This window comes from Endozoicomonas sp. 8E, assembly GCF_032883915.1.
In the GTDB taxonomy this organism is placed as follows: domain Bacteria; phylum Pseudomonadota; class Gammaproteobacteria; order Pseudomonadales; family Endozoicomonadaceae; genus Endozoicomonas_A.
Genome location: NZ_CP120717.1, coordinates 439,488 through 458,593 on the forward strand (window position 1 = coordinate 439,488; position 19,106 = coordinate 458,593).

Sequence of the window (19,106 nt, forward strand, 5' to 3'; positions counted from 1 at the left end):
GAGCAACGCAGGAGCAGTTGCCGCGAGTGCCTGAACAATGAGTCAGAAAATATGAGTTCGTATGGTTGAGTACTTACACCCATGACTATTCCTTCGGTAAAGATTCGAGAAGATCCTGGTTTTCAGAAAAGAGGAGTTCCAGTAGCTCCGTTCTTTCACGACGGACATGACTGACAAAATCCGGATTTTCAGAAAAGAATTTTTCAAGTGCTTTCGGCTGTGTAGTAAGGAGATGTACCAGAAAATCCGGGCTTTCAAGACCGATCTGTATGAGACAACCCGGGTTTTCAGAAAGGTATTTCTCAAGAAATTCCGGATGTTCAGAAAGGAATGCTCGAAAGTTAATAGTACCACCTATTTCCCCAGTATCTTCAATGTAATAACCATGAATAGCGGGTTCTTTAAAAGGTGGTAGATTGTTTTCTTTGCGATAGTCTATTAATAGTTCTCTGATTTTAATGTATGTATCTTGCCTGCGTCCGTTAAAAACTGAATTAAGCTCCTCAAGACACTTGTTATTTTCATCAAGAATTTGAGGGTCAGCCCCCAGGTCTAATAATTGCTTCACTACATCTGCATGGCCATGAACAACCGCAAGCATGAGGGCTGTATTTCCATTAGTCCCATTTTTCATATCAAATGTCTGGTTTAATTGTTGCTGATTCACGTACAGAGCCTTCACTAAATCCAGCTTACCAAATCTGCATGCAAGAGCAAAAAGAGTAATAGCAGGGTAACGTCTGGTGGTATTTGTATGAAAAGAAAACGGGACTGTTAACTTGGCAAGTTCATCGGCACCGAACTCGGATATCAACCTTGCGGCTTCCGAAGTATCAGCGTCAGTGCTATCAGGGTCTGTAATCAATTTAGCAAGGCAATCTGCAAAACGCTTCAGATTGGGACACCCGGTAGAGATAGCCATAGCCTCACTTTTCATAAATTTGCAAGGTTGAGATTCGGCGTCCGGGTCATCGGTGAATAGCTTTTTATGTTCTTTGAAACTATCACTACTATCACTTTGAGTCGCTTCATTTGAAGTTGAAGCTTGTGCATAGGCTTCAATATTACGATCCACGATGGGTGTAGCAGAGTTTTGGGTATCACTTTTTGGTAAATTTACTTGTGGTGGTAGCTCCAAAGTTGAGAAAACGTGAAACGTAGAAACCTTATCATTCTCATCTCGTGTAGCTTTAATAGTCACTTCTTTAGTAGTCGCACCATCATAATTTAATGTTAATGGACCAATGCCAGCTTTTGAAATATCCATGTTCAAACATCTCCGTAAGTAAGACCAATCGAACTTTCTAACTCCCTATTGCGCTGAAGATTTGAGCCTTAATCCTGCGTTGGCGATCGTCGCCATAGCTAAGGCTATGACTCCTCACGCCACCTTGTCTCAAGGCTCGAATCTCCATGCTCATCACGGGAGTTAGAAAACACGATTGATATGATTTTATGTAAATACGCTTGGGAATTTCATCCCGTAAGTACCTGGCCAGTTGGTTTCGCATATTCTGGCGAGTGGATTTTTTCATCCTTCAAGGCACAACGACGGGCGCGTAGCCATAGCTACGCAACCAGAGTTGGAACGCAGAAGGATGGAAAAAGCCGCCGTCCAGAATATGCGAAACCAACTGGTTAGGTACTTATTATGTAGACAGCGATAATCAACCAAGGTTCCCTCTTAGTTTTGAAAAAAAAGCAAATTGCTCAAAAAAGACCGGGAGGCTGAGAACTTAATGCGAGTTTGTAGACTACTTCAATCAGCTCGTTGACGCCCTTCTCTCTCAGGTTGGTTGAAGCCGGTGCGCTGTGCGTGTCCAGCTTAATTACCTCAAACCGCGGTGAATAAAGTGCTCTGACTTCCTGCTCCTCGACTGAGAAAGGAGGGCCGGACACCAGGTCCTGATCATACTCGACAGTGATCAATAAGCCTTCTTGTATATGGGGAGCAGCGTTTGCCAGATGCTTGACATACTGCTGCCTCATCTCCCGGGGCAATGCAACCAGAGCAGCACGGTCGTAAAAAACGGTGCTTTGGATGGAACCTTCCGGCAAAGCAAAAAAATCACCTTCGAGGATATGGATGTCATCGGCTTGCCAATGTCGGTAACCCTGAACCTCTTTCACTGCCGGTTGCAGTGACTGTTCCTGATAGAAGGACTCAACCGCTGTTTTTACCAGCTCGGTGCCGATCACTTCCAGTCCCTGCTGCCTGAGCCAGACCATATCCAGGCTTTTGCCACACAATGGCACCAGCACTGACCGGGCTTCTGACAGCTTCAGTTGGGGCCAGTATTTCAATAATGTCGGGTTGAACTCAGATCTGTGGAAACCAATCCGTCCTTGTTTCCAGCGATTAATCCAGTCAGGATTGCTCATTTTGTCCTCTCATGCATTTAAGTCGTGTGTGGTCTGCCTGGCGATCAGCAGTGGCAGAAGACTGATAACGACGAAGCTCGCGAGCCTTTACCAGAGTGCATCTCTGATATTATAAATTTGCCTATCAAATATATTTTTTTATGTCGATAAGATTTAAGATAGCGATTTAAAACTGCCATCTCTTCTGTATACGACAGCGAACTTATTTTTATTCCTCAATCCTGCGACGGCAGTGTTGCAACCTTTCATCTGTGCAGCTCAAACAGAAGGAATACAGCACAAACATTTAATGATTTCAGCGACTCATTCGCTTGATCCAAGGAAGTACATGACCATCAATATCGAAAGCAGTCCTGAGCCAAAAGCGACCAGGCAAGAAGATAAAAAGCAGGGCCTTTCAATGAGCCATAGCCGCGACAGGCTATTTTTCATATTGACTCTGGGCGCCTTAACCGCACTTGGCCCTATGGCAGTGGATCTCTATCTTCCGGCAATCCCCGCGATAGCAGAAGATATGGGAGAACCCCTGAGCATTATCCAGTATACACTCAGCGCCTACACCCTTGGCTTTGCCTTGGGACAGCTGTTGTACGGACCTCTCTCAGACCGCTTTGGTCGCAGAAAAATCATGTTTCCGGGCCTGGTTGCTTTTCTTGTTACCAGTGTCTTGGCTGCACTCTGTGAAAACGGCCTGCAACTGATTATTGTCCGAATTCTGCAGGCTATGGCCGCTGCTGCCGTTATGGTTACCATTCCCGCCATGGTTCGGGATCTGTTCTCACGGCAGCAAAGTGCAAAGATTATGTCGTCTATTTTAATGGTCATGACAATAGCTCCTCTGATTGCTCCCCTGTTGGGTGGTCAGATGCTCAAATTTATGGGTTGGGAAAGTCTGTTTATCTTTCTGGCTGTCATGTCTGCACTTGCCATGGTGCTGGCTGCTTCAAAAGTTCCGGAAACCCTCCCGGAGGAGAAAAGGCTGGTGATTCCTGCCAGTCAGCTGTTCCTGATCTACCTGTCCGTCCTGAAAAACCGGGAGGCTATGGGCTGTATCCTCTGTCACGGATTTTTCTTTGGCGGTATGTTTGCCTTTATTGCCGGCTCACCCTACGTGTATATCGAGCTGTATGGGGTCAAGCCAGAGCATTACGGCCTGCTGTTTGCTGTCAATATTCTGGCCATGATGGTCATGAATATGATCAATATCCGTCTGATAGATCGCCTGCCACTGTTTACGATCCTGAAAATCGGGAGCATTCTTGCCAGTATCAGCGCAGTAGTGATGGTGATTAATGCAAAGTTTGAGATCGGCGGGCTGGTTGGGTTGATGATCCCTGTCGTAATTTACGTCAGCTGCATTGGTCTGACAGGCCCTAACTCCAATGCTCTGGCCCTGTCTCACTTTCCAAGGTCTGCGGGCACAGCCAATGCTATGTCCGGTGCACTTCGCTTTACCATCGGCGGTGCTTCTTCTGCGGTGGTAGGTCTTTTTCATAATGGAACTGATGTACCTATGACAGCGGTGGTAGCCGTCTGTGGTTTGCTCTCCTTCGTATCCTTGCTACTGGTCAGGAATGAGGGTGTGCCATTGGATGAAGTGATGCCGGAAGGCACATCCAATTCTGAAGTCCGGACTTCCGCCTGATCGTCACAAAGAAGAGCCCTGCCCTGGCAACAGGGTAGGGCAAATATTTTTTATCCCTCCACAAGTTGCGCTTATAATACCGCCTCAATTCAGCAGTAATGAGCCTGACAGCAGACTATGTTTCGAATAGCCATCAACGGGTACGGTCGTATCGGCCAGTGTGTTCTTCGTGCTCTTTACGAGAATGGTTATCGCAAAGACTTGCAGGTTGTCGCCATTAACGAGTTATCCGATGAGGACACCCTGACCTATCTGACTCGCTATGACACCACTCACGGTCGCTTTCCCGCCAAAGTCGAGTCGGAGGAAAATCAGCTCATAGTGGCAGGCGACCGGATCCAGCTTATTCACGAAGCCCGGCCTGAAAATATTGACTGGAAAAGTCTCGATATTGATCTGTTGCTGGAGTGCTCAGGGTCTTTCAATGACAGGGCAATAGCAGAGCAACACGTAGAGAGTGGAGCCAGAAAGCTGCTTTTTTCACAGCCCGCTCAACCGGATGTAGACGCCACTATTGTTTACGGTATCAATGAGCAGGATCTCAGTCGTGATCAGCGCATTGTGTCCAGTGCTTCATGCACCACCAATTGCATTGTTCCTGTTATCAAGACACTGAATGACGCCCTTGGTATTGAGTACGGTAGTATTACAACTATTCATTCAGCTATGAATGATCAACCGGTGATCGATGCTTATCATCACAGTGATCTCAGGCTGACCCGAAGTGCGTTGCAGTCCATCATCCCTGTAGATACTGGCCTGGCAAAGGGCATCGACAGACTGCTTCCTGACCTTGGGGGGTGCTTCAAAGCCAATTCAATCAGGGTGCCCACCATCAATGTTTCCTGCATGGATCTCTGCGTTCATGTCAATCAGGAAACAACAGGTGAGGAAGTTAACCGAATTCTGGAACAGGCTAGCTATGGACGTCTGGAGGGGATTCTGGGCTTCTCCAATGAACCTCACGCATCCGTAGACTTCAATCATGATGCCCGCTCATGCGTGGTCGATGGCACCCAGACCAAGGTGACTTCCGGCAAGCTGATCAAGCTGCTTTGCTGGTTTGATAACGAGTGGGGCTTCTCCAACCGTATGCTGGATGTGGCCAATCACTGGTTAAAGCAATAAGCAAAAGCTGGACGATCGATTGAATTTCCTGTGTATTGGTTATTCAAAATCTATATCAAAAAAAATTGATATAGGTTAAGGCGGCTGTTAGACTTCACCTGTTTTCGGTAATTACGCATAACAGGATCATACCCATGAGCGCTACTCCTGCAGTTGTTCAGAGCTTTACTGACTATCGGGTTGCCGACATTTCCCTGGCCGAGTGGGGTCGCCGCGAAATTCAGATCGCAGAAGGTGAAATGCCTGCACTGATGACTATCCGTCAGAAGTACCATGATCAGCAGCCTCTGAAAGGCGCGAAGATCATGGGCTGCATTCACATGACCATTCAGACCGCTGTACTGATTGAAACGCTCGTCGATCTGGGGGCTGATGTCCGCTGGTCTTCCTGCAACATTTTTTCCACCCAGGATCACGCTGCTGCGGCAATAGCTGCTGCGGGTATTCCTGTATTCGCCTGGAAGGGGGAGACAGAAGAAGAATTCTGGTGGTGTATTGAGCAGACCATTCTGACAGAAGAAGGCCAACCCTGGGATGCCAATATGATTCTGGACGACGGTGGTGACCTGACTCTGATGCTGCACGATAAGTATCCTGAAATCCTGGATAACATCCACGGTATTTCCGAAGAGACCACCACCGGGGTACATCGCCTGCTGGAAATGCTGGAAAAAGGCACTCTGAAAGTACCGGCGATTAACGTTAACGACGCGGTTACCAAGAGCAAGAACGACAATAAATACGGCTGCCGTCACTCATTGAATGATGCTATCAAGCGGGGTACAGATCACCTGCTTGCAGGCAAAAAAGCCCTGGTTATCGGTTACGGTGATGTTGGTAAAGGTTCTGCGGCCTCCCTGCGTCAGGAAGGCATGATCGTTAAGGTCACCGAGATTGATCCTATCTGTGCCATGCAGGCTTGCATGGACGGCTTTGAAGTGGTTTCTCCTTACATTAACGGTGTCAACGATGGCACTGCTGCCAGCATCGACAAAGACTTGCTGGGTACTACCGATATGCTGGTCACCACCACCGGCAACTTGCATGTTTGTGACCGTGAAATGCTGAAAGCGCTGAAGAGCAGCTGTGTTGTCTGCAACATTGGTCACTTTGATACCGAAATTGATACGGCTTTCATGAGAGAGACATGGCAGTGGGAAGAAGTTAAGCCCCAGGTCCACAAGATCTGGCGTGACAAGGGCAGCAATGATCATCTGATTCTGCTGTCTGAAGGTCGCCTGGTCAATCTGGGTAATGCCACAGGTCATCCATCCCGTATCATGGATGGTTCATTTGCCAACCAGGTTCTGGCCCAGATTCATCTGTATGAAGAAGGCTTTGCCAACCTGCCTGCTGCCGAGAAGGCTGAGAACCTGTATGTGAAGGTTCTGCCCAAAAAGCTGGACGAAGAGGTGGCAAGCTATATGGTTCAGGGCTTTGGCGGGGTAATCACCCAGCTGACCCAACAGCAGGCAGACTATATTAGTGTCGCTGTTGAAGGTCCATTCAAAGCGGATGAGTACAAGTACTGATCTGCATTGGGCCTGCGCCACTGCGCAGGCTCCTGGCGCTTATAAAGAACCGTAAGCGACAGAACAGTGATAAAGGTTTTAATTAACGATGACAACTAATGATAAAGAGCTGACAATCAGCTTTGAATTTTTTCCGACCAAAACGGAAGAGGGTGCTAAAAAGCTCGATCTGACAGCGATTGAGCTCTCCAAATGTCAGCCAGAATTCTTCTCTGTGACCTATGGCGCTGGCGGTTCCACCCGTGACAGAACCCTTGATACCGTCATAAGCGTTCGCAACTGCACTGATATTCCTACCGCGCCTCACCTCTCTTGTGTGGGCGATAGCAAAGCTCAATTGAAAAGTTTACTTGAGCAATACCAGAGTCTGGGGATTAATCGAATTGTTGCTTTACGCGGCGATCTGCCATCGGGTATGGGGCGCTCAAACGGTGAGCTGCAGTATGCCAATGAACTGGTGGAATTTATCCGGGCCGAAACCGGCGATCATTTTCATCTGGAAGTTGCTGCTTATCCGGAAGCTCACCCCCAGGCGCAAAACTTTGAAGCGGATCTGACTCACTTCAAACGCAAGGTTGATGCCGGTGCCAGTTCAGCCATTACCCAGTACTTCTTTAACGCTGACAGCTATTTTAACTTTGTTGATCGTGCCAGAGGTCTGGGGATTGATCTGCCGATTATCCCGGGTATTATGCCTATCACCAACTACACCCGTCTGGCTCGTTTCTCCGATGCCTGCGGTGCAGAAATTCCACGCTGGATTCGCAAGCAGCTGGAAGCCTATGGTGATGATATCGACAGCATCAAACAGTTTGGTGAAGAGGTAGTCACCCGGATGTGTGAAAGACTCATTGAGCAAGGGGTTCCGGGGCTGCATTTCTATGCCCTGAACCAGGCTGCACCCTCCAGAGTCATCTGTCAAAACCTCAATCTGGTTTGATCCTGCGGCCGGAACGCTTCTGGCCGCACTCCATTGCCTTTTTGCACCCCTGATTAATCGCGGCCTTGCCATGAGAACGTCATGAGAAACCCTCGAATCTATACCGATCAGCCTCTGGTAAAAGATCAGGTCGTTGAGCTGACCGACAGTGCTGCCAATCATGTCGGTAAAGTCCTGCGCATGAGGCCTGAAGAGCCTCTTATCCTGTTTAATGGGCAGGGCGCTTCATGGCAGGGCAGGATCAAGTTTGTGGCAAAAAAAACCGTCGCAGTTGCCCTGGAGGCAGAAATGAGCCTGGTCACGGAATCCCCCTTGAAAGTCCACGTCGGGCAGAGTCTTAGTAGGGGTGAACGAATGGATTACGCTATCCAGAAGGCGACCGAGATGGGCGTGACCGAAATAACGCCGCTCTTTTCTGAGCGCTGTGAAGTCAGGTTGAATGCAGAGCGTCAGGAAAAGCGAGTCAGACACTGGCAACAGATAGCCATCAGTGCCTGTGAGCAGTGTGGCTTGAACAGAGTTCCGGTGATTCACTCGCCCGAGCCTGTTGCGGATTGGATTGCGAAGCAAAAAGCTGGCCTGAAATTTGTGCTTCACCATCGAACCGATAAAAAACTGGAGGGATTCATTCCGCCAGAAACGGTTTCTCTTTTGATCGGTCCCGAGGGTGGGTTGACTCAGGAAGAAATTACCAGGGCCGAGTCGTCAGGCTTTCATGCCCTGGCACTGGGCCCGAGAGTCCTGAGAACGGAAACAGCCCCGGTCACTGCACTCAGTGTGATGCAGTATCTCTGGGGCGATCTGTAAACATTGCCCAGAGCTGTTGTTCCACTTTTTCAAGGTCAGGAATGGCAGCAGGAATTTCCTTGATAATGACCCTGAATGTTTCTGCTGAACCTGTATCTGCTTCGATAGCGGGTTGAACGTCACCCACTGTCAGATCCAATGCCTTGGGGATACCCTGTATCACCATGCCATAAAAAGGCAGCTGCTCGTTCCCGGTAATGCTGTGCATTACTGCAATCCTTGCCGTTGCAGAGAACTCTGCAAAACGGCCACCATTGATTCGTTCAAAGGAAATCAGGGGGAGCTTTTGTCCCCGCCAGTCAATTTCACCGAGAAACCATGAGCTTTCCTCTTTGCTACCCGATGGACGACTGTAGTCCATAACATCGGCAATACAGGAGGCAGGCAGCAGAAGTGGCTTCTGCTGCATTGGGATCAAACGGGACTTCAGGCTTCTGCTTTCCAAAGGTTCAGGACTGCCCGTCATGACGCTACTCCTTTATTCATTGTTGTGAGCTTTGGCACTGATCAATTGCTTGATGGAGGCCAGCATCTCGTGTTCCTGGAAAGGTTTGCCCAGATATTCATTAACCCCCAGGCTGAAGGCTCTGGCTTTATGCTTTTCGCCGGTTCTGGAGGTGATCATGATGATCGGCAGAGATTTCAGACTGCCATCATTACGCACGGCACTGGCCACCTCATAGCCGTCCATCTTCGGCATTTCGATATCCAGAAGCATGATGTCGTAGCGGTTTTCAGTCAGTTTGGCCAGGGCTTCGACACCATCCCTCGCACTTTCGACCAAATAGCCATTACGTTCTAACAGACGGGTGGTCACTTTACGTACAGTAACCGAGTCGTCCACTACCAGAACACGTTGGATGGTTTCTGCTTCTTCATCCACGTGGCTGGCCAGCTCTACAGAGTGCTGTTCAATTCGATGTCTGCGAAGGAGTGTGACAGGGTCAATAATGATGGCAACACGACCATCACCAAGAATGGTGGCACCGTTGACACCAACCAGACCTGCGAACTGCGGACCCAGACTTTTAGCAAAGATTTCGGTACCGCCAATAATTTCATCCACATGCAGAGCCAGATTCTTGCCGCCCCGCTCGATGATCACAACCGGGCACTGCTCGGACTGAATCCTGGGAGTTGCATCGCCCAGAATTTCACCCAGGAACATGAGCTGGTGTTCGATACCCCCATAATGCAGTGGGGTATTGTTCTGATAGCAGTCGATCAGGACTTTGGGGTCCACTACCGTAATACCATCAATGGACTGCATGGGCAGGGCATAAAGGTTGTCTGTAACCTGGACCATCAGGGCACGGTTTACCGACAGCGTGAAGGGTAGACGGAGCTTGAAAGAGGTTCCCTTGCCGGGCTCGCTGTCAATCTGAATACTACCACCCATCTGACGTATTTCTGTATTGACCACATCCAGACCTACACCTCGACCGGAAATCTGGGTGACAGATTCCGCTGTACTGAAGCCCGGTTCCAGGATCAGTTGGGCAATTTCCAGGTCGCTCAGCTCATCTTCCGGAGTGATCAGATGTTTTTCCAGCGCTTTGGCATGCACAGCCCGAAGATTGATGCCCCGGCCATCGTCGCCCAGTTCAATCACAATATCGGCACCATCCCGAGCAATAGCAAGCGTTAGATTGCCGGTTTCCGGTTTGCCCAGTGTCAGACGGTCCTTAACGGAGGGTTCAATGCCATGATCAATGGCATTTCGCAGCAGGTGTTCCAGTGGTGCGAGGATCCGCTCCAGCATGGTACGGTCCATCTCACCTTCAGCGTTGCTGACATTCAGGTTGATCGGCTTGTCGAGCTCAGTCGACAACTGACGGGTAATCTTGCGCAGGCGTGGCAGCAGACGACTGAATGAAACCATTCGGGCCTGCATCAACTTTTCCTGAAGTTCTATCAGCGTTCTGGACTGTTGAAGCAGCAGGGTTTCTGCATCACGATTTTTTTCCTGGATGCCCTCCTTCAGGTCCTGGAGGTCAGTCGCGGACTCAACCAGAGAGCGGGACAGCTGGGTCAGTTCTGAATACTGGTCCATTTCCAGCGGATCAAACTCAGGATTGCTGCTGAACTCTTCTTCAAAGGTGGAAATAATCTGGGCCTGAGTTTCGGTATCCAGACGACGCAGCTGTTCTTTTACCCGGTCGATGGTACTGTTCATCTCCTCGAGGATGTTACCTATGTCCTGAATCTGCTGCTCGATTCGGCCACGATGAATACTCGACTCACCGGAAAGGTTGATCAGCGACTCCACAAGCTGCGCAGGGACACGAATCATCTCAACACCCTTGGACAGGGTATTGGCTGCGCTGCTGGTAACCGGTGTGTCTATTCGTGTTGTTGCGGGGGCAGTCTCTTCTGCGATCGTTTCAGGCGCACAGGAAGTACTCGCCTCGGATTCAGACACTCTGGTAACGCCTGTGTTCCGATTTTCTTCATCAATAACCAGAGCATCGTCTGTTACTTTTTCTTCAGGCTGCTCGCAGGTCGTGTCAGACTCTTTTTTGACCTGACCCAGGTAGTCTGGGAGAGCTTCTACGGGCGCTTCAGCCGTTGCAAGAGAAGCTAATTCTGCTTCATAGTCATGATTGAGAGCCCACTGCTCCAGTTGTTCTACCATCGGGATAACAGAATCGGGTGACTGCTGGTTTTTCAGGGCAAGCAACATCTGGTCAACCTGATCATGAGCAGCCTGTAGCAGGTGTATCGGTGCTTTATCCGCAGAACTTCTGCCCATGGCAATTGCACTGTAGATAGCTTCGATGGCATGACTGAGGTCGCCCAGTTCGGGCTGGTCTGCCATTCGGGCACTGCCCTTGAGGGTATGCAGAGAGCGCTGCAGATCGGTCAGGGATGTCAGGTTTTGACTGTTATTCAGCCAGTCATCCAGAGCATGGTGGCAATCTTCTGCCAGATCAGTGGCTTCTTCCAGGAACAGTTCCAGCAGTTCAAGGTCATGCTCTTCCACTTCTGTTTCAATGTTGAGAGTCGATGCCATCCCGGAAACTGAGGGCTTCAGAAGCAGTTCTTCGGCATCTTCAACAACAATAGCAACTTCAGCCTCGGGCTTAACAGCAGATTGCTCTAAAATGGCAGGTTCTTCTGTCAGAGACTCCGGGATGATTTCTTCAACTTCAGGGTTCTCAACCACTGGCTCTGGAGACGATGCCTCCTGAACCATCTCGTCAATTTCAATATTTTCAGGGACGGCTCCTGCCTGAGCTGGTTCAGCGATGAGCAGAGCTTCCAGAGACTCCCTGAGCTCTGTGAATACTGATTGCGGTGGAACCGGAGTTTGCTGGGCCGCAATCATATTCATCATATCGACCATGGCTTCAAAGCCGTTGGACAGTGGTGCCGCAAGAACTCCGGGTAGATTGTCTTCGTGCTTATCCAGATAGTTCATAACATCCAGAAGCACGTCACATAGCTCAGTCAGAGAGGTGAGTCGTGCTTCGGTTGCCCGTTCAGCGAGTGTTGTCAGTTCTCTCTGGAACAGTAGCAGCTCATCTCTGGACAGAGCGATGCGCCAGGTAGAAAGGTACTCATCGGCATCCAGCAACAGGCCCAGATCGCTGTGAGCAAACAGCTGGGTGTCCTGACCGCCAGTGTATTTTCTGCTGGTGGACTGTGCCTTATGCTGTTCGGTGATCAGCTGGGCATGAAGTGCTTCCAGCCAGGACAGGTAATTTTCAGAATCCAACACCGGTTGTCTGGGTGACAGGGCCAGCTGTTCGAGGCCATCTTGAATGAGCTCAAGACCCTTTTCCAGCATACTGATCACCCGATCATTGGCCGGAATCAGGTGAGCCCTGAAATCCTTGATGTTCTTTTCAAGGGCAACAATGATCCTGGCCAGCGGCGCTATTTCTGCCATCAGGGCTATGCCCTTCATGGTATGTAGAGAACGTTGCACCTGATCACTGATCTGGCGCTTTCCACCCTGAACTTTCACCTGCTCAACAAAGGACTGAACCACTTCCAGGTGAGCTCTGGACTCGCCGAGGAATACGTTAAGCAGCTGGACGTCGTAAGCTTCCTGTCCGGCAGATTCCGGGATGTCTGTCTCAACATCTATGTCTGTTTCTGGCCCAGACGCTGGCCTGGATAACGCTTCCACAATGGCCATCTCTGCTGCCAGTGGAACAGGTTCTTCTGCCCGTTCAAAATCGATATCCGAGTCGTTGGCGAGGGCGTCATCAATGGAATCTTCCTCGTCTTCAATGGTGTATGATTCACCTCTGGACAAGGCGTCAGCCTGTTCCATGCAAACCAGAACTTCATGGGTCAGAACCTGGCTCTGCTCAGCAAAGTCGGAAATTAATCCTGGCAGCATATGAGTAACGCGGCTGACCAGATTGCTCAATTCAGGGCTGTTGTGAACGGTTCCCTCGATCAGGCGGTTTAACATATTCTCGATGGACCAGGCCAGTTCACCCACAACGCTGGCACCCACCATACGACCACTGCCTTTCAGGGTATGGAAAGCTCTGCGGACATCTTTCAGGGTGTTGAGATCATCCTCATGATTGATCCAGGTAGCTACGCCTTCGGTCAGCTGCTTCTGAACTTCGCCAGCTTCTTCAATGAAGACGGTCAGCAGTTCATCGTCGATGATGCTCTCTTGTTCAACAGGGTCCTCTTTGACTTCAACTACCGGAGCGGGGACTTGCCCCTGCTCAGGTCCAGCCAGTCGTGAAGCCTCACACTGAGCTTCTGCCTCAACGCTGCTGGAGCTGGTGAACTGGAACTGGACTACATCGTATGGACTGACTTCGACGGGTCTGTTTCTGTTGGTCAGGGTCAAAGAAGCCTGAAATTCCAGATCAGCGGTTTCTTCAGAAGGTTGTTTTTCTTCCGCCGTGGGCTCTTGTGCTTTATTTTCGTCGAGAGTGACGGGGACTGAGCCGTCGAGAAAGCTCTGCTCATCAATCAGCAGTTCCAGGGAGCTTTCAGCTTGTGTGTCAGAGCCCTCAGCTTCTTGAGAAGGGCCTTTTGCTTCTTGAGAAAAGCCTTCAGGCTGTTTGTAGGGGCTTTCAAGCAGTTCAAGATCTGCCAAACGCAGGGCAGACAAGCTTGATTCTGCGACATCCAGAATAGCGTCATGTTCTTCCTGATTTCTGTCACTCAGCCTTTCAAGGTAGTATTCAATACTGGTCAATGCATCGGCCAGATGTTCCAGTTCCATCTTTTCAGGGGTTTTACCGTTTTCTATCCACTCTTTCCTGATGTGCTCTGAACAGGCTCTGACCAGATCAGCGGCCCGGGTCAGAGGAGTCATGGACAAACCGCCCTGCACTTTATGGAGCAGTTCGGGTATCGGGCTCAGGAAATCCGGATGATGATGACTGTCCACAAAATCGACGATGGCATCTTTGCTCTGCTCAAGATAATGGCGAGCCTCTTTGACAACCGCCTGATAGACCTCTTCCAGCAGGGGAGCGCCTTCGCGTGCCTCCAGACTTTCGCCTGCAGCATACCTGGATAGCGCAGCCTCAAGATCAAGAATAGTGCCTGCTACGTCCATCAGATGCTCTTCAACATTCTGACCGGTATTGATCACACTCTGGATCAATGCTTTTTTCTGTTTCAGGCGATTTTTAAGATCTTCCATGCCCAGGATGGTCAGGGTATCAGCCACCTGCTGAATGATCGGTAGCTGGTTTTCCAGAACCAGTGGATCAGGATCAGTTGAGAGAAGGTAAAGGTCCAGTGCTTCCTTGATACCTGTCAGCTCGTAGTTCAAAGCTTCCACAACAGGTTTTGTAGCATTCACGCCCGTCAGAACATCGGAAATACCTGCCTGAGCCCGCTCCAGTTCTTCTTTCAGGTTATAGCGTGATTTCAGTACTCCGGTGAAACCCCCACGACCTTCGGAAGTGGCGATGTTGTACAGCAACCCCCGGAACAGTGCATCATTTGGATGAGTATTGATAAAGGGAGCGCCCTGTCTGATGAACAGACGGATCTGGCCATCCAGTTCCCTGAGCAGGTTAGCGACATGGATGTTCTGTTGTATCGACTCATTATCCAGCCCTTCAGTCAGGGCAATACTGGCTTCCCAGAGAGGAGAAAGGGGAGTCCCCCAGGAAAGGTCCTGAAGTTTGGCAAACAATTTGGCCAGAATTTTAATCTGCTGAGGCCTGTTCTGATCTCGCAGATAGCCTGCCAGTGTTAGCTGATACTTCTGTCTTATTCTTCTCAGTAACGGTGTCAGTCCGCTCTTTTCAAGACTTTCCAGTTGTGTTGGCTCAATGGGATCGATCAGTGAGCGGGTATCCGGAAAGAAAAAAGTGGCTTCCGGAAGAGGATCTTCGCCCCGCAGATGCCTCAGCTCATTGATCAGTGGCAAAAGTGCTAATGGACGATCAACGCCACTGTTCAGAGTTTGTTGAATGTAACCTGTCAGCTGCAGAGTGGCCTGCATCAGGACTTCCAGAGCCATTCTGACATCAGGCACTCGCTCACTGAACAGGGCCTCGAACACTTTGTTCATTTCCTGACTCAAGTGGGTTGCGCCTACATGCTGCAACATTTTGAGTGTGCCATGAACCTGACTGAATGCGCTCTGCCCGGCATGGATGTGGGCTGGGTTGCTTGGCTCTTGCTGGTAATTTTCCAATGCCTGGCGAGCTTCAACGAGCGTCTGCTCAATCTCTTCCTTAACCCAGTCCAGGCCTGCATAATCCTGTTGTTCAGCCATTGCCGGCCCCCGCTATTTCGTGCCAGCAACCTATGCTGCTGGAATAAAAATACTCATCAAACGGTGATTTCGTCTTCTTGCGCTGTAGTCACTGCTTCATTTTCTGCTGCCGCAGGCAGGCGGAAGCCGGATACAGACTGACGCATTTCCAGAGCCATTTCTGCCAGGTTACCTACCGAACCGGCTGTTGCTGTGGTACTGGAGGCCGTATGGGTGGTGATGTCCCGGATGGTGGTCATACGCTGAGCTATCTGTTCTGCAGAGCCCGTCTGCTTCTTCGCTGTGTCGGAAATGTTCCGGATCAGGTCGGCGAGGTTACTGGATACTTTCTCAATTTCTTCCAGAGCAACCCCCGCATCCTGTGCCAGTCTGGCACCGTTTACCACCTCGGAAGTGGTTTGTTCCATGGAGATAACGGCTTCGTTGGTATCGGTCTGGATGGCGGACACCAGTGTTTCAATCTGTCTGGTCGCGCCGGATACTCGTTCCGCAAGACGCTGTACTTCATCCGCTACCACCGCGAAGCCTCGACCGGCTTCACCCGCCATGGAGGCCTGGATGGCGGCGTTCAGGGACAGAATGTTGGTCTGGTCTGCGATATCGTTGATCAGGGCAATGATGTCACCGATTTCCTGGGAAGACTCACCCAGCCGCTTGATACGTTTGGAGGTGTCCTGAATCTGTTCGCGGATAGTATCCATGCCCTCGATGGTATTACGGACCACCTGACCACCGCTGGTGGCAATTTCCACTGATCTTTCTGCGACATTTGCCGACTCGGAAGCGTTCTCTGACACCATGGTCATTGATTTGGTCATGTCATTGACCGCCTGGCTGGCATAGTTGATTTCCTCTGCCTGATGCCCTGCTGCTTCAGCCAGTTGTTTCGCGGTACTCTGTGTTTCCTGAGCTGAGGTATCCACTTCCACCGCCGTTTCGTTGATGGTTTTAACCAGTGCCCGGAGCTGTTCAATAGAGACGTTGATAGAGTCGGCGATGATACCGGTAAAGTCTTCGGATACTGTCGCCTGTACCGTCAGGTCACCGTCCGCAAGGCCATCCATTTCATCGAGCAGTCGCTGGATTGCAGCCTGATTGGCTTCGTTCCGGGCTGCAGTTTCAGCCAGACGCCTGCGGGTGTCTCTTACGATGGCCACGGCGATTATCATTACAGAGAGCAGGGCAATGACACCGGCAATACTGATGACCGTGTTGTTGATCAGACGCTGGTCAGTCAGACTCTCGAAAGTGTCCACGAGAATAGAAGTCTGTTGCAGCAGTTGCTGGGAGTCTGTGAAAATCTGGTCAGAAGCGGCACGCACCTGGAAAAGTTCCGGGGAAGTCTCCAGAATCTCGTCAACACTGCCTTCTACAAATCCGAACAGGTCGGAGATTTCGGCCAGACGATCAGTGGCTTCTTCGTCGGTGACCTGACTGATACGCATGGCCAGGTTGCCTTCCAGCATACCGTTCAGTACCCGACCAAACAGCTTGGCATCACGACCAAAGCTGTCTGCAGCCATGATGGAGTCTTCACCTCCTTCCAGTACTTTCGAGACACTTCGAATAATCCGTTCTGCGAGCCATGGCTGACGCTGTGCCAGTGCGATCTGCTCATTGGGAGCACTGCTCTCAAGGAGGATCTCTACCACCTCGTCGTACTCAACCTGCAGCTGGGGAATGGTTTCACCCAGTGTTTGTGCCACATCGTGCAGGGCCAAAACAGTTTCTTCTGCAGCCAGAATGTTATCTGCCTCTATTTTCAGTTCAGACCAGGCAGCATCGAGTGTTTCGATCTGTGCTTTAGCGATATTGTCACCAGGGCTGAGAAATGGAGCAACAGAAAGCCTGGTGTCTTTCAGGGAGGAAAAACGTGTATCGAACTCATTACGTGCTTCACGCAACAGGACGAAAGCTTCTTCTTTACCAGCCGATGCCTCGGTGGCACTGGTCGCAATACGCTGAGAGAGTACCCGGAGCTCACCGGCGTCAGTCAGGTGCTGTTGATCAAGTTCACTCTGCTGGCTGAGATAAATAAATGAGCCTGTGATTACGGTAAGAGAGACTATTAACAGGATAATCGAGGCCAGAATGGCTCGGCTTGCCCCTGCTCCCTGGGCTTTGGTTGCGGTATTGCCTTTCATTATTATGGTCCCCGGTGACTTCTTCGGAATGCTCGCTTTTTAGATTGTTTTTATTCGAATACTTTTTATCGTTTGACCTCTTTCGCCACCTGTGGTGATGAAAGATGGTTCCCGTCACTTACCCAGCATGAAGCTGATTACGCTATGGCTGCTTTCAGAAAGCGAGGATCATTAACTAACAGCTGTGTGTTGAATACCATGTAATCTTTTTCTTGCTGGTAATGACCAACGGTAAACGGTTTAACTTCATCAAACAGATGGTCAGGTACTGCATCAGTGAACTGGCTGGTGGAAAAATGCACCATACCCTGCACCTCATCAACGATGAGACCAACAGACACTTCTCCCTGCTCGACAATCATAATTCGGTTGGCCGATTTACCACTGTCTCTGGCCTGACCCAGAAACTCTCCCAGATCTATGATCGGAAGTAAACGTCCACGTACGTTTGAGATACCCTTTGCCCAGGGTTGAACACCCGGCAGGGGAGTAGTGGATGGAACGGGTAGAATGGCCGTTACCTCACCAACCTGCAGGGCAAATTGCTGGTTATTCAGTGTGAAGCCAAGACCACTCCAGGACTCAACCTGTGTTTGCTTTTCAGGAAGCCCAAAAGCATACCGGCTAATCCTGGCATCCAGTTCTACCAATGCCTCAAAGGGGCTTGTTTGGGAGGTATTCATGCAAGTTTGGCTTCCAGAACATTACCCAGTGTTTTGAGCAGTGTCGCTTCACGGATAGGCTTGGTCAGATAATCTTTTGCGCCTTGCCTGATTCCCCAGACCCTGTCGGTTTCCTGATCTTTGGTGGTGACAATCACTACCGGAATATGGGAAGTATTATTATCTTTAGACAGCTGACGTGTAGCCTGAAAACCATTCAGACCAGGCATGACAATGTCCATTAATACAGCATCGGGATGTTCGGCCCGGCAGAGTGCTACACCGTCGGCACCGTTTTCCGCTGTCAACACACTGTGTCCGTGTTTTTCAAGCATGGCTTTCAATTGGAACAACTCAGTGGGTGAGTCATCAACAATGAGAATGTTTGCCATTATTTTCCCCTGTTACCGTTTTTGCCCAAATCCTCAGGGCCAAGCTTTTTTCATTGTTATTAGCCGTTCTTTTTTACCGTGGAAATACCGAATGTTCTTCGTTGGAATGTGGGTATTTTCCTGTGCTGGCTGCAGACTGTTTCTGTTTCGAAATAATCAGGTTCCTGCCAGAACCAATGGTTAGAAGGCACAGTACACGTTTATAACAGATTTTTTTAATATTTTTTACTACGAAAATGCAGCTCACCAGAACTTTGTTGTCTTACTTGATTTTCTGCATGGAGCTGCATTAAGGCTCAGGGCTGTTTTTATCAATCGTTGACTGGACAAAAATGTCTGATAGTACCCAGTAGTTCATCTTTGCTGAAAGGTTTGGTCAGGTAATGATCGGACCCAGCCACACGGCCTTTCGCCCGGTCAAACAGTCCATCCTTGCTTGATAGCATGATGACAGGGGTTTCCCGGTATGAGTGATTGTTCTTGATCAGTGTGCAGGTTTGGTAGCCATCCAGGCGCGGCATCATGATATCAACGAAAATAATGTTGGGCTGGTTTTCAGCAATTTTTGCCAGAGCATCAAAACCATCAGTGGCTGTTACCACTTCACAGCCTTCTTTTTTCAGCAGGGTTTCTGCTGTTCTGCGAATGGTTTTACTGTCGTCGATCACCATGACTTTCAGTTGATCAAGACTTATAAGCCCCTTTTGATGACTCACCGGTGATGCAGTGCTTGACTCATAGCTGTTCATGCTTTTG

General features: G+C 49.8%; 13 protein-coding genes. 5 read left to right on the plus strand and 8 right to left on the minus strand.

Annotation, left to right across the window (positions count from 1 at the left end):
* Positions 1-85: 85 nt before the first annotated feature.
* Entirely contained in the window at positions 86-1,267 is a 1,182-nt protein-coding gene (locus P6910_RS01715) for an ankyrin repeat domain-containing protein (protein WP_317144564.1), read from the minus strand.
* 443 nt (positions 1,268-1,710) lie between these two features.
* The gene (locus P6910_RS01720) at positions 1,711-2,382 is read right to left on the minus strand and encodes a thiopurine S-methyltransferase (RefSeq protein ID WP_317144565.1); all 672 of its coding nucleotides are present in this window, start codon (positions 2,380-2,382) and stop codon (positions 1,711-1,713) included.
* Between the two features lie 328 nt (positions 2,383-2,710).
* Between P6910_RS01720 and P6910_RS01725 the strand changes: the two genes are divergently transcribed.
* The 5 genes from P6910_RS01725 (at position 2,711) to P6910_RS01745 (ending at position 8,434) form a co-directional block, all read left to right on the plus strand.
* Positions 2,711-4,027 (plus strand): Bcr/CflA family multidrug efflux MFS transporter, encoded by a 1,317-nt coding sequence (locus P6910_RS01725; RefSeq protein ID WP_317144566.1) that lies wholly within the window; start codon positions 2,711-2,713, stop codon positions 4,025-4,027.
* Positions 4,028-4,144: 117 nt separating this feature from the next.
* A complete protein-coding gene (locus P6910_RS01730; RefSeq protein ID WP_317144567.1) occupies positions 4,145-5,155 on the plus strand; it encodes a type I glyceraldehyde-3-phosphate dehydrogenase in 1,011 nt (336 codons plus the stop codon).
* A 134-nt stretch (positions 5,156-5,289) separates the two neighbouring features.
* Positions 5,290-6,687 carry an adenosylhomocysteinase gene (gene ahcY / locus P6910_RS01735; RefSeq protein ID WP_317144568.1) on the plus strand — a complete coding sequence of 466 codons (1,398 nt, stop codon included), beginning with the start codon at positions 5,290-5,292 and terminating at the stop codon, positions 6,685-6,687.
* An 88-nt stretch (positions 6,688-6,775) separates the two neighbouring features.
* A complete protein-coding gene (gene metF, locus P6910_RS01740) occupies positions 6,776-7,627 on the plus strand; it encodes a methylenetetrahydrofolate reductase [NAD(P)H] (RefSeq protein WP_317144569.1) in 852 nt (283 codons plus the stop codon).
* 81 nt (positions 7,628-7,708) lie between these two features.
* Positions 7,709-8,434 (plus strand): 16S rRNA (uracil(1498)-N(3))-methyltransferase, encoded by a 726-nt coding sequence (locus tag P6910_RS01745; protein WP_317144570.1) that lies wholly within the window; start codon positions 7,709-7,711, stop codon positions 8,432-8,434.
* Here the strand turns inward: P6910_RS01745 and P6910_RS01750 are convergent.
* The 6 genes from P6910_RS01750 to P6910_RS01775 form a co-directional block, all read right to left on the minus strand.
* A complete protein-coding gene (locus P6910_RS01750) occupies positions 8,400-8,900 on the minus strand; it encodes a chemotaxis protein CheW (RefSeq protein ID WP_317144571.1) in 501 nt (166 codons plus the stop codon). The genes P6910_RS01745 and P6910_RS01750 overlap by 35 nt on opposite strands.
* Positions 8,901-8,912: 12 nt before the next feature.
* Entirely contained in the window at positions 8,913-15,152 is a 6,240-nt protein-coding gene (locus P6910_RS01755; protein ID WP_317144572.1) for an Hpt domain-containing protein, read from the minus strand.
* A 56-nt stretch (positions 15,153-15,208) separates the two neighbouring features.
* On the minus strand, positions 15,209-17,296 hold the full coding sequence (locus tag P6910_RS01760; RefSeq protein ID WP_317144573.1) for a methyl-accepting chemotaxis protein: 2,088 nt from the start codon (positions 17,294-17,296) through the stop codon (positions 15,209-15,211).
* A 137-nt stretch (positions 17,297-17,433) separates the two neighbouring features.
* Positions 17,434-17,979, minus strand: coding sequence for a chemotaxis protein CheW (locus P6910_RS01765; protein WP_317144574.1), 546 nt, complete (start codon positions 17,977-17,979; stop codon positions 17,434-17,436).
* Positions 17,976-18,350, minus strand: a complete 375-nt coding sequence (pilH, locus tag P6910_RS01770) for a twitching motility response regulator PilH (protein ID WP_317144575.1) — start codon at positions 18,348-18,350, stop codon at positions 17,976-17,978. Before pilH ends, P6910_RS01765 begins: the two co-directional genes overlap by 4 nt.
* 311 nt (positions 18,351-18,661) lie before the next feature.
* Positions 18,662-19,021, minus strand: a complete 360-nt coding sequence (locus P6910_RS01775) for a PleD family two-component system response regulator (protein ID WP_317146496.1) — start codon at positions 19,019-19,021, stop codon at positions 18,662-18,664.
* Positions 19,022-19,106: the final 85 nt, after the last annotated feature.

Excerpts from the sequence above, each read along its gene's own strand:
- P6910_RS01715 (WP_317144564.1), bottom strand. The coding sequence starts at position 1,267 with ATGGATATTTCAAAAGCTGGCATTGGTCCATTAACATTAAATTATGAT.
- P6910_RS01720 (WP_317144565.1), bottom strand. The coding sequence starts at position 2,382 with ATGAGCAATCCTGACTGGATTAATCGCTGGAAACAAGGACGGATTGGT.
- P6910_RS01725 (WP_317144566.1), top strand. The coding sequence starts at position 2,711 with ATGACCATCAATATCGAAAGCAGTCCTGAGCCAAAAGCGACCAGGCAA.
- P6910_RS01730 (WP_317144567.1), top strand. The coding sequence starts at position 4,145 with ATGTTTCGAATAGCCATCAACGGGTACGGTCGTATCGGCCAGTGTGTT.
- ahcY (WP_317144568.1), top strand. The coding sequence starts at position 5,290 with ATGAGCGCTACTCCTGCAGTTGTTCAGAGCTTTACTGACTATCGGGTT.
- metF (WP_317144569.1), top strand. The coding sequence starts at position 6,776 with ATGACAACTAATGATAAAGAGCTGACAATCAGCTTTGAATTTTTTCCG.
- P6910_RS01745 (WP_317144570.1), top strand. The coding sequence starts at position 7,709 with ATGAGAAACCCTCGAATCTATACCGATCAGCCTCTGGTAAAAGATCAG.
- P6910_RS01750 (WP_317144571.1), bottom strand. The coding sequence starts at position 8,900 with ATGACGGGCAGTCCTGAACCTTTGGAAAGCAGAAGCCTGAAGTCCCGT.
- P6910_RS01755 (WP_317144572.1), bottom strand. The coding sequence starts at position 15,152 with ATGGCTGAACAACAGGATTATGCAGGCCTGGACTGGGTTAAGGAAGAG.
- P6910_RS01760 (WP_317144573.1), bottom strand. The coding sequence starts at position 17,296 with ATGAAAGGCAATACCGCAACCAAAGCCCAGGGAGCAGGGGCAAGCCGA.
- P6910_RS01765 (WP_317144574.1), bottom strand. The coding sequence starts at position 17,979 with ATGAATACCTCCCAAACAAGCCCCTTTGAGGCATTGGTAGAACTGGAT.
- pilH (WP_317144575.1), bottom strand. The coding sequence starts at position 18,350 with ATGGCAAACATTCTCATTGTTGATGACTCACCCACTGAGTTGTTCCAA.
- P6910_RS01775 (WP_317146496.1), bottom strand. The coding sequence starts at position 19,021 with ATGGTGATCGACGACAGTAAAACCATTCGCAGAACAGCAGAAACCCTG.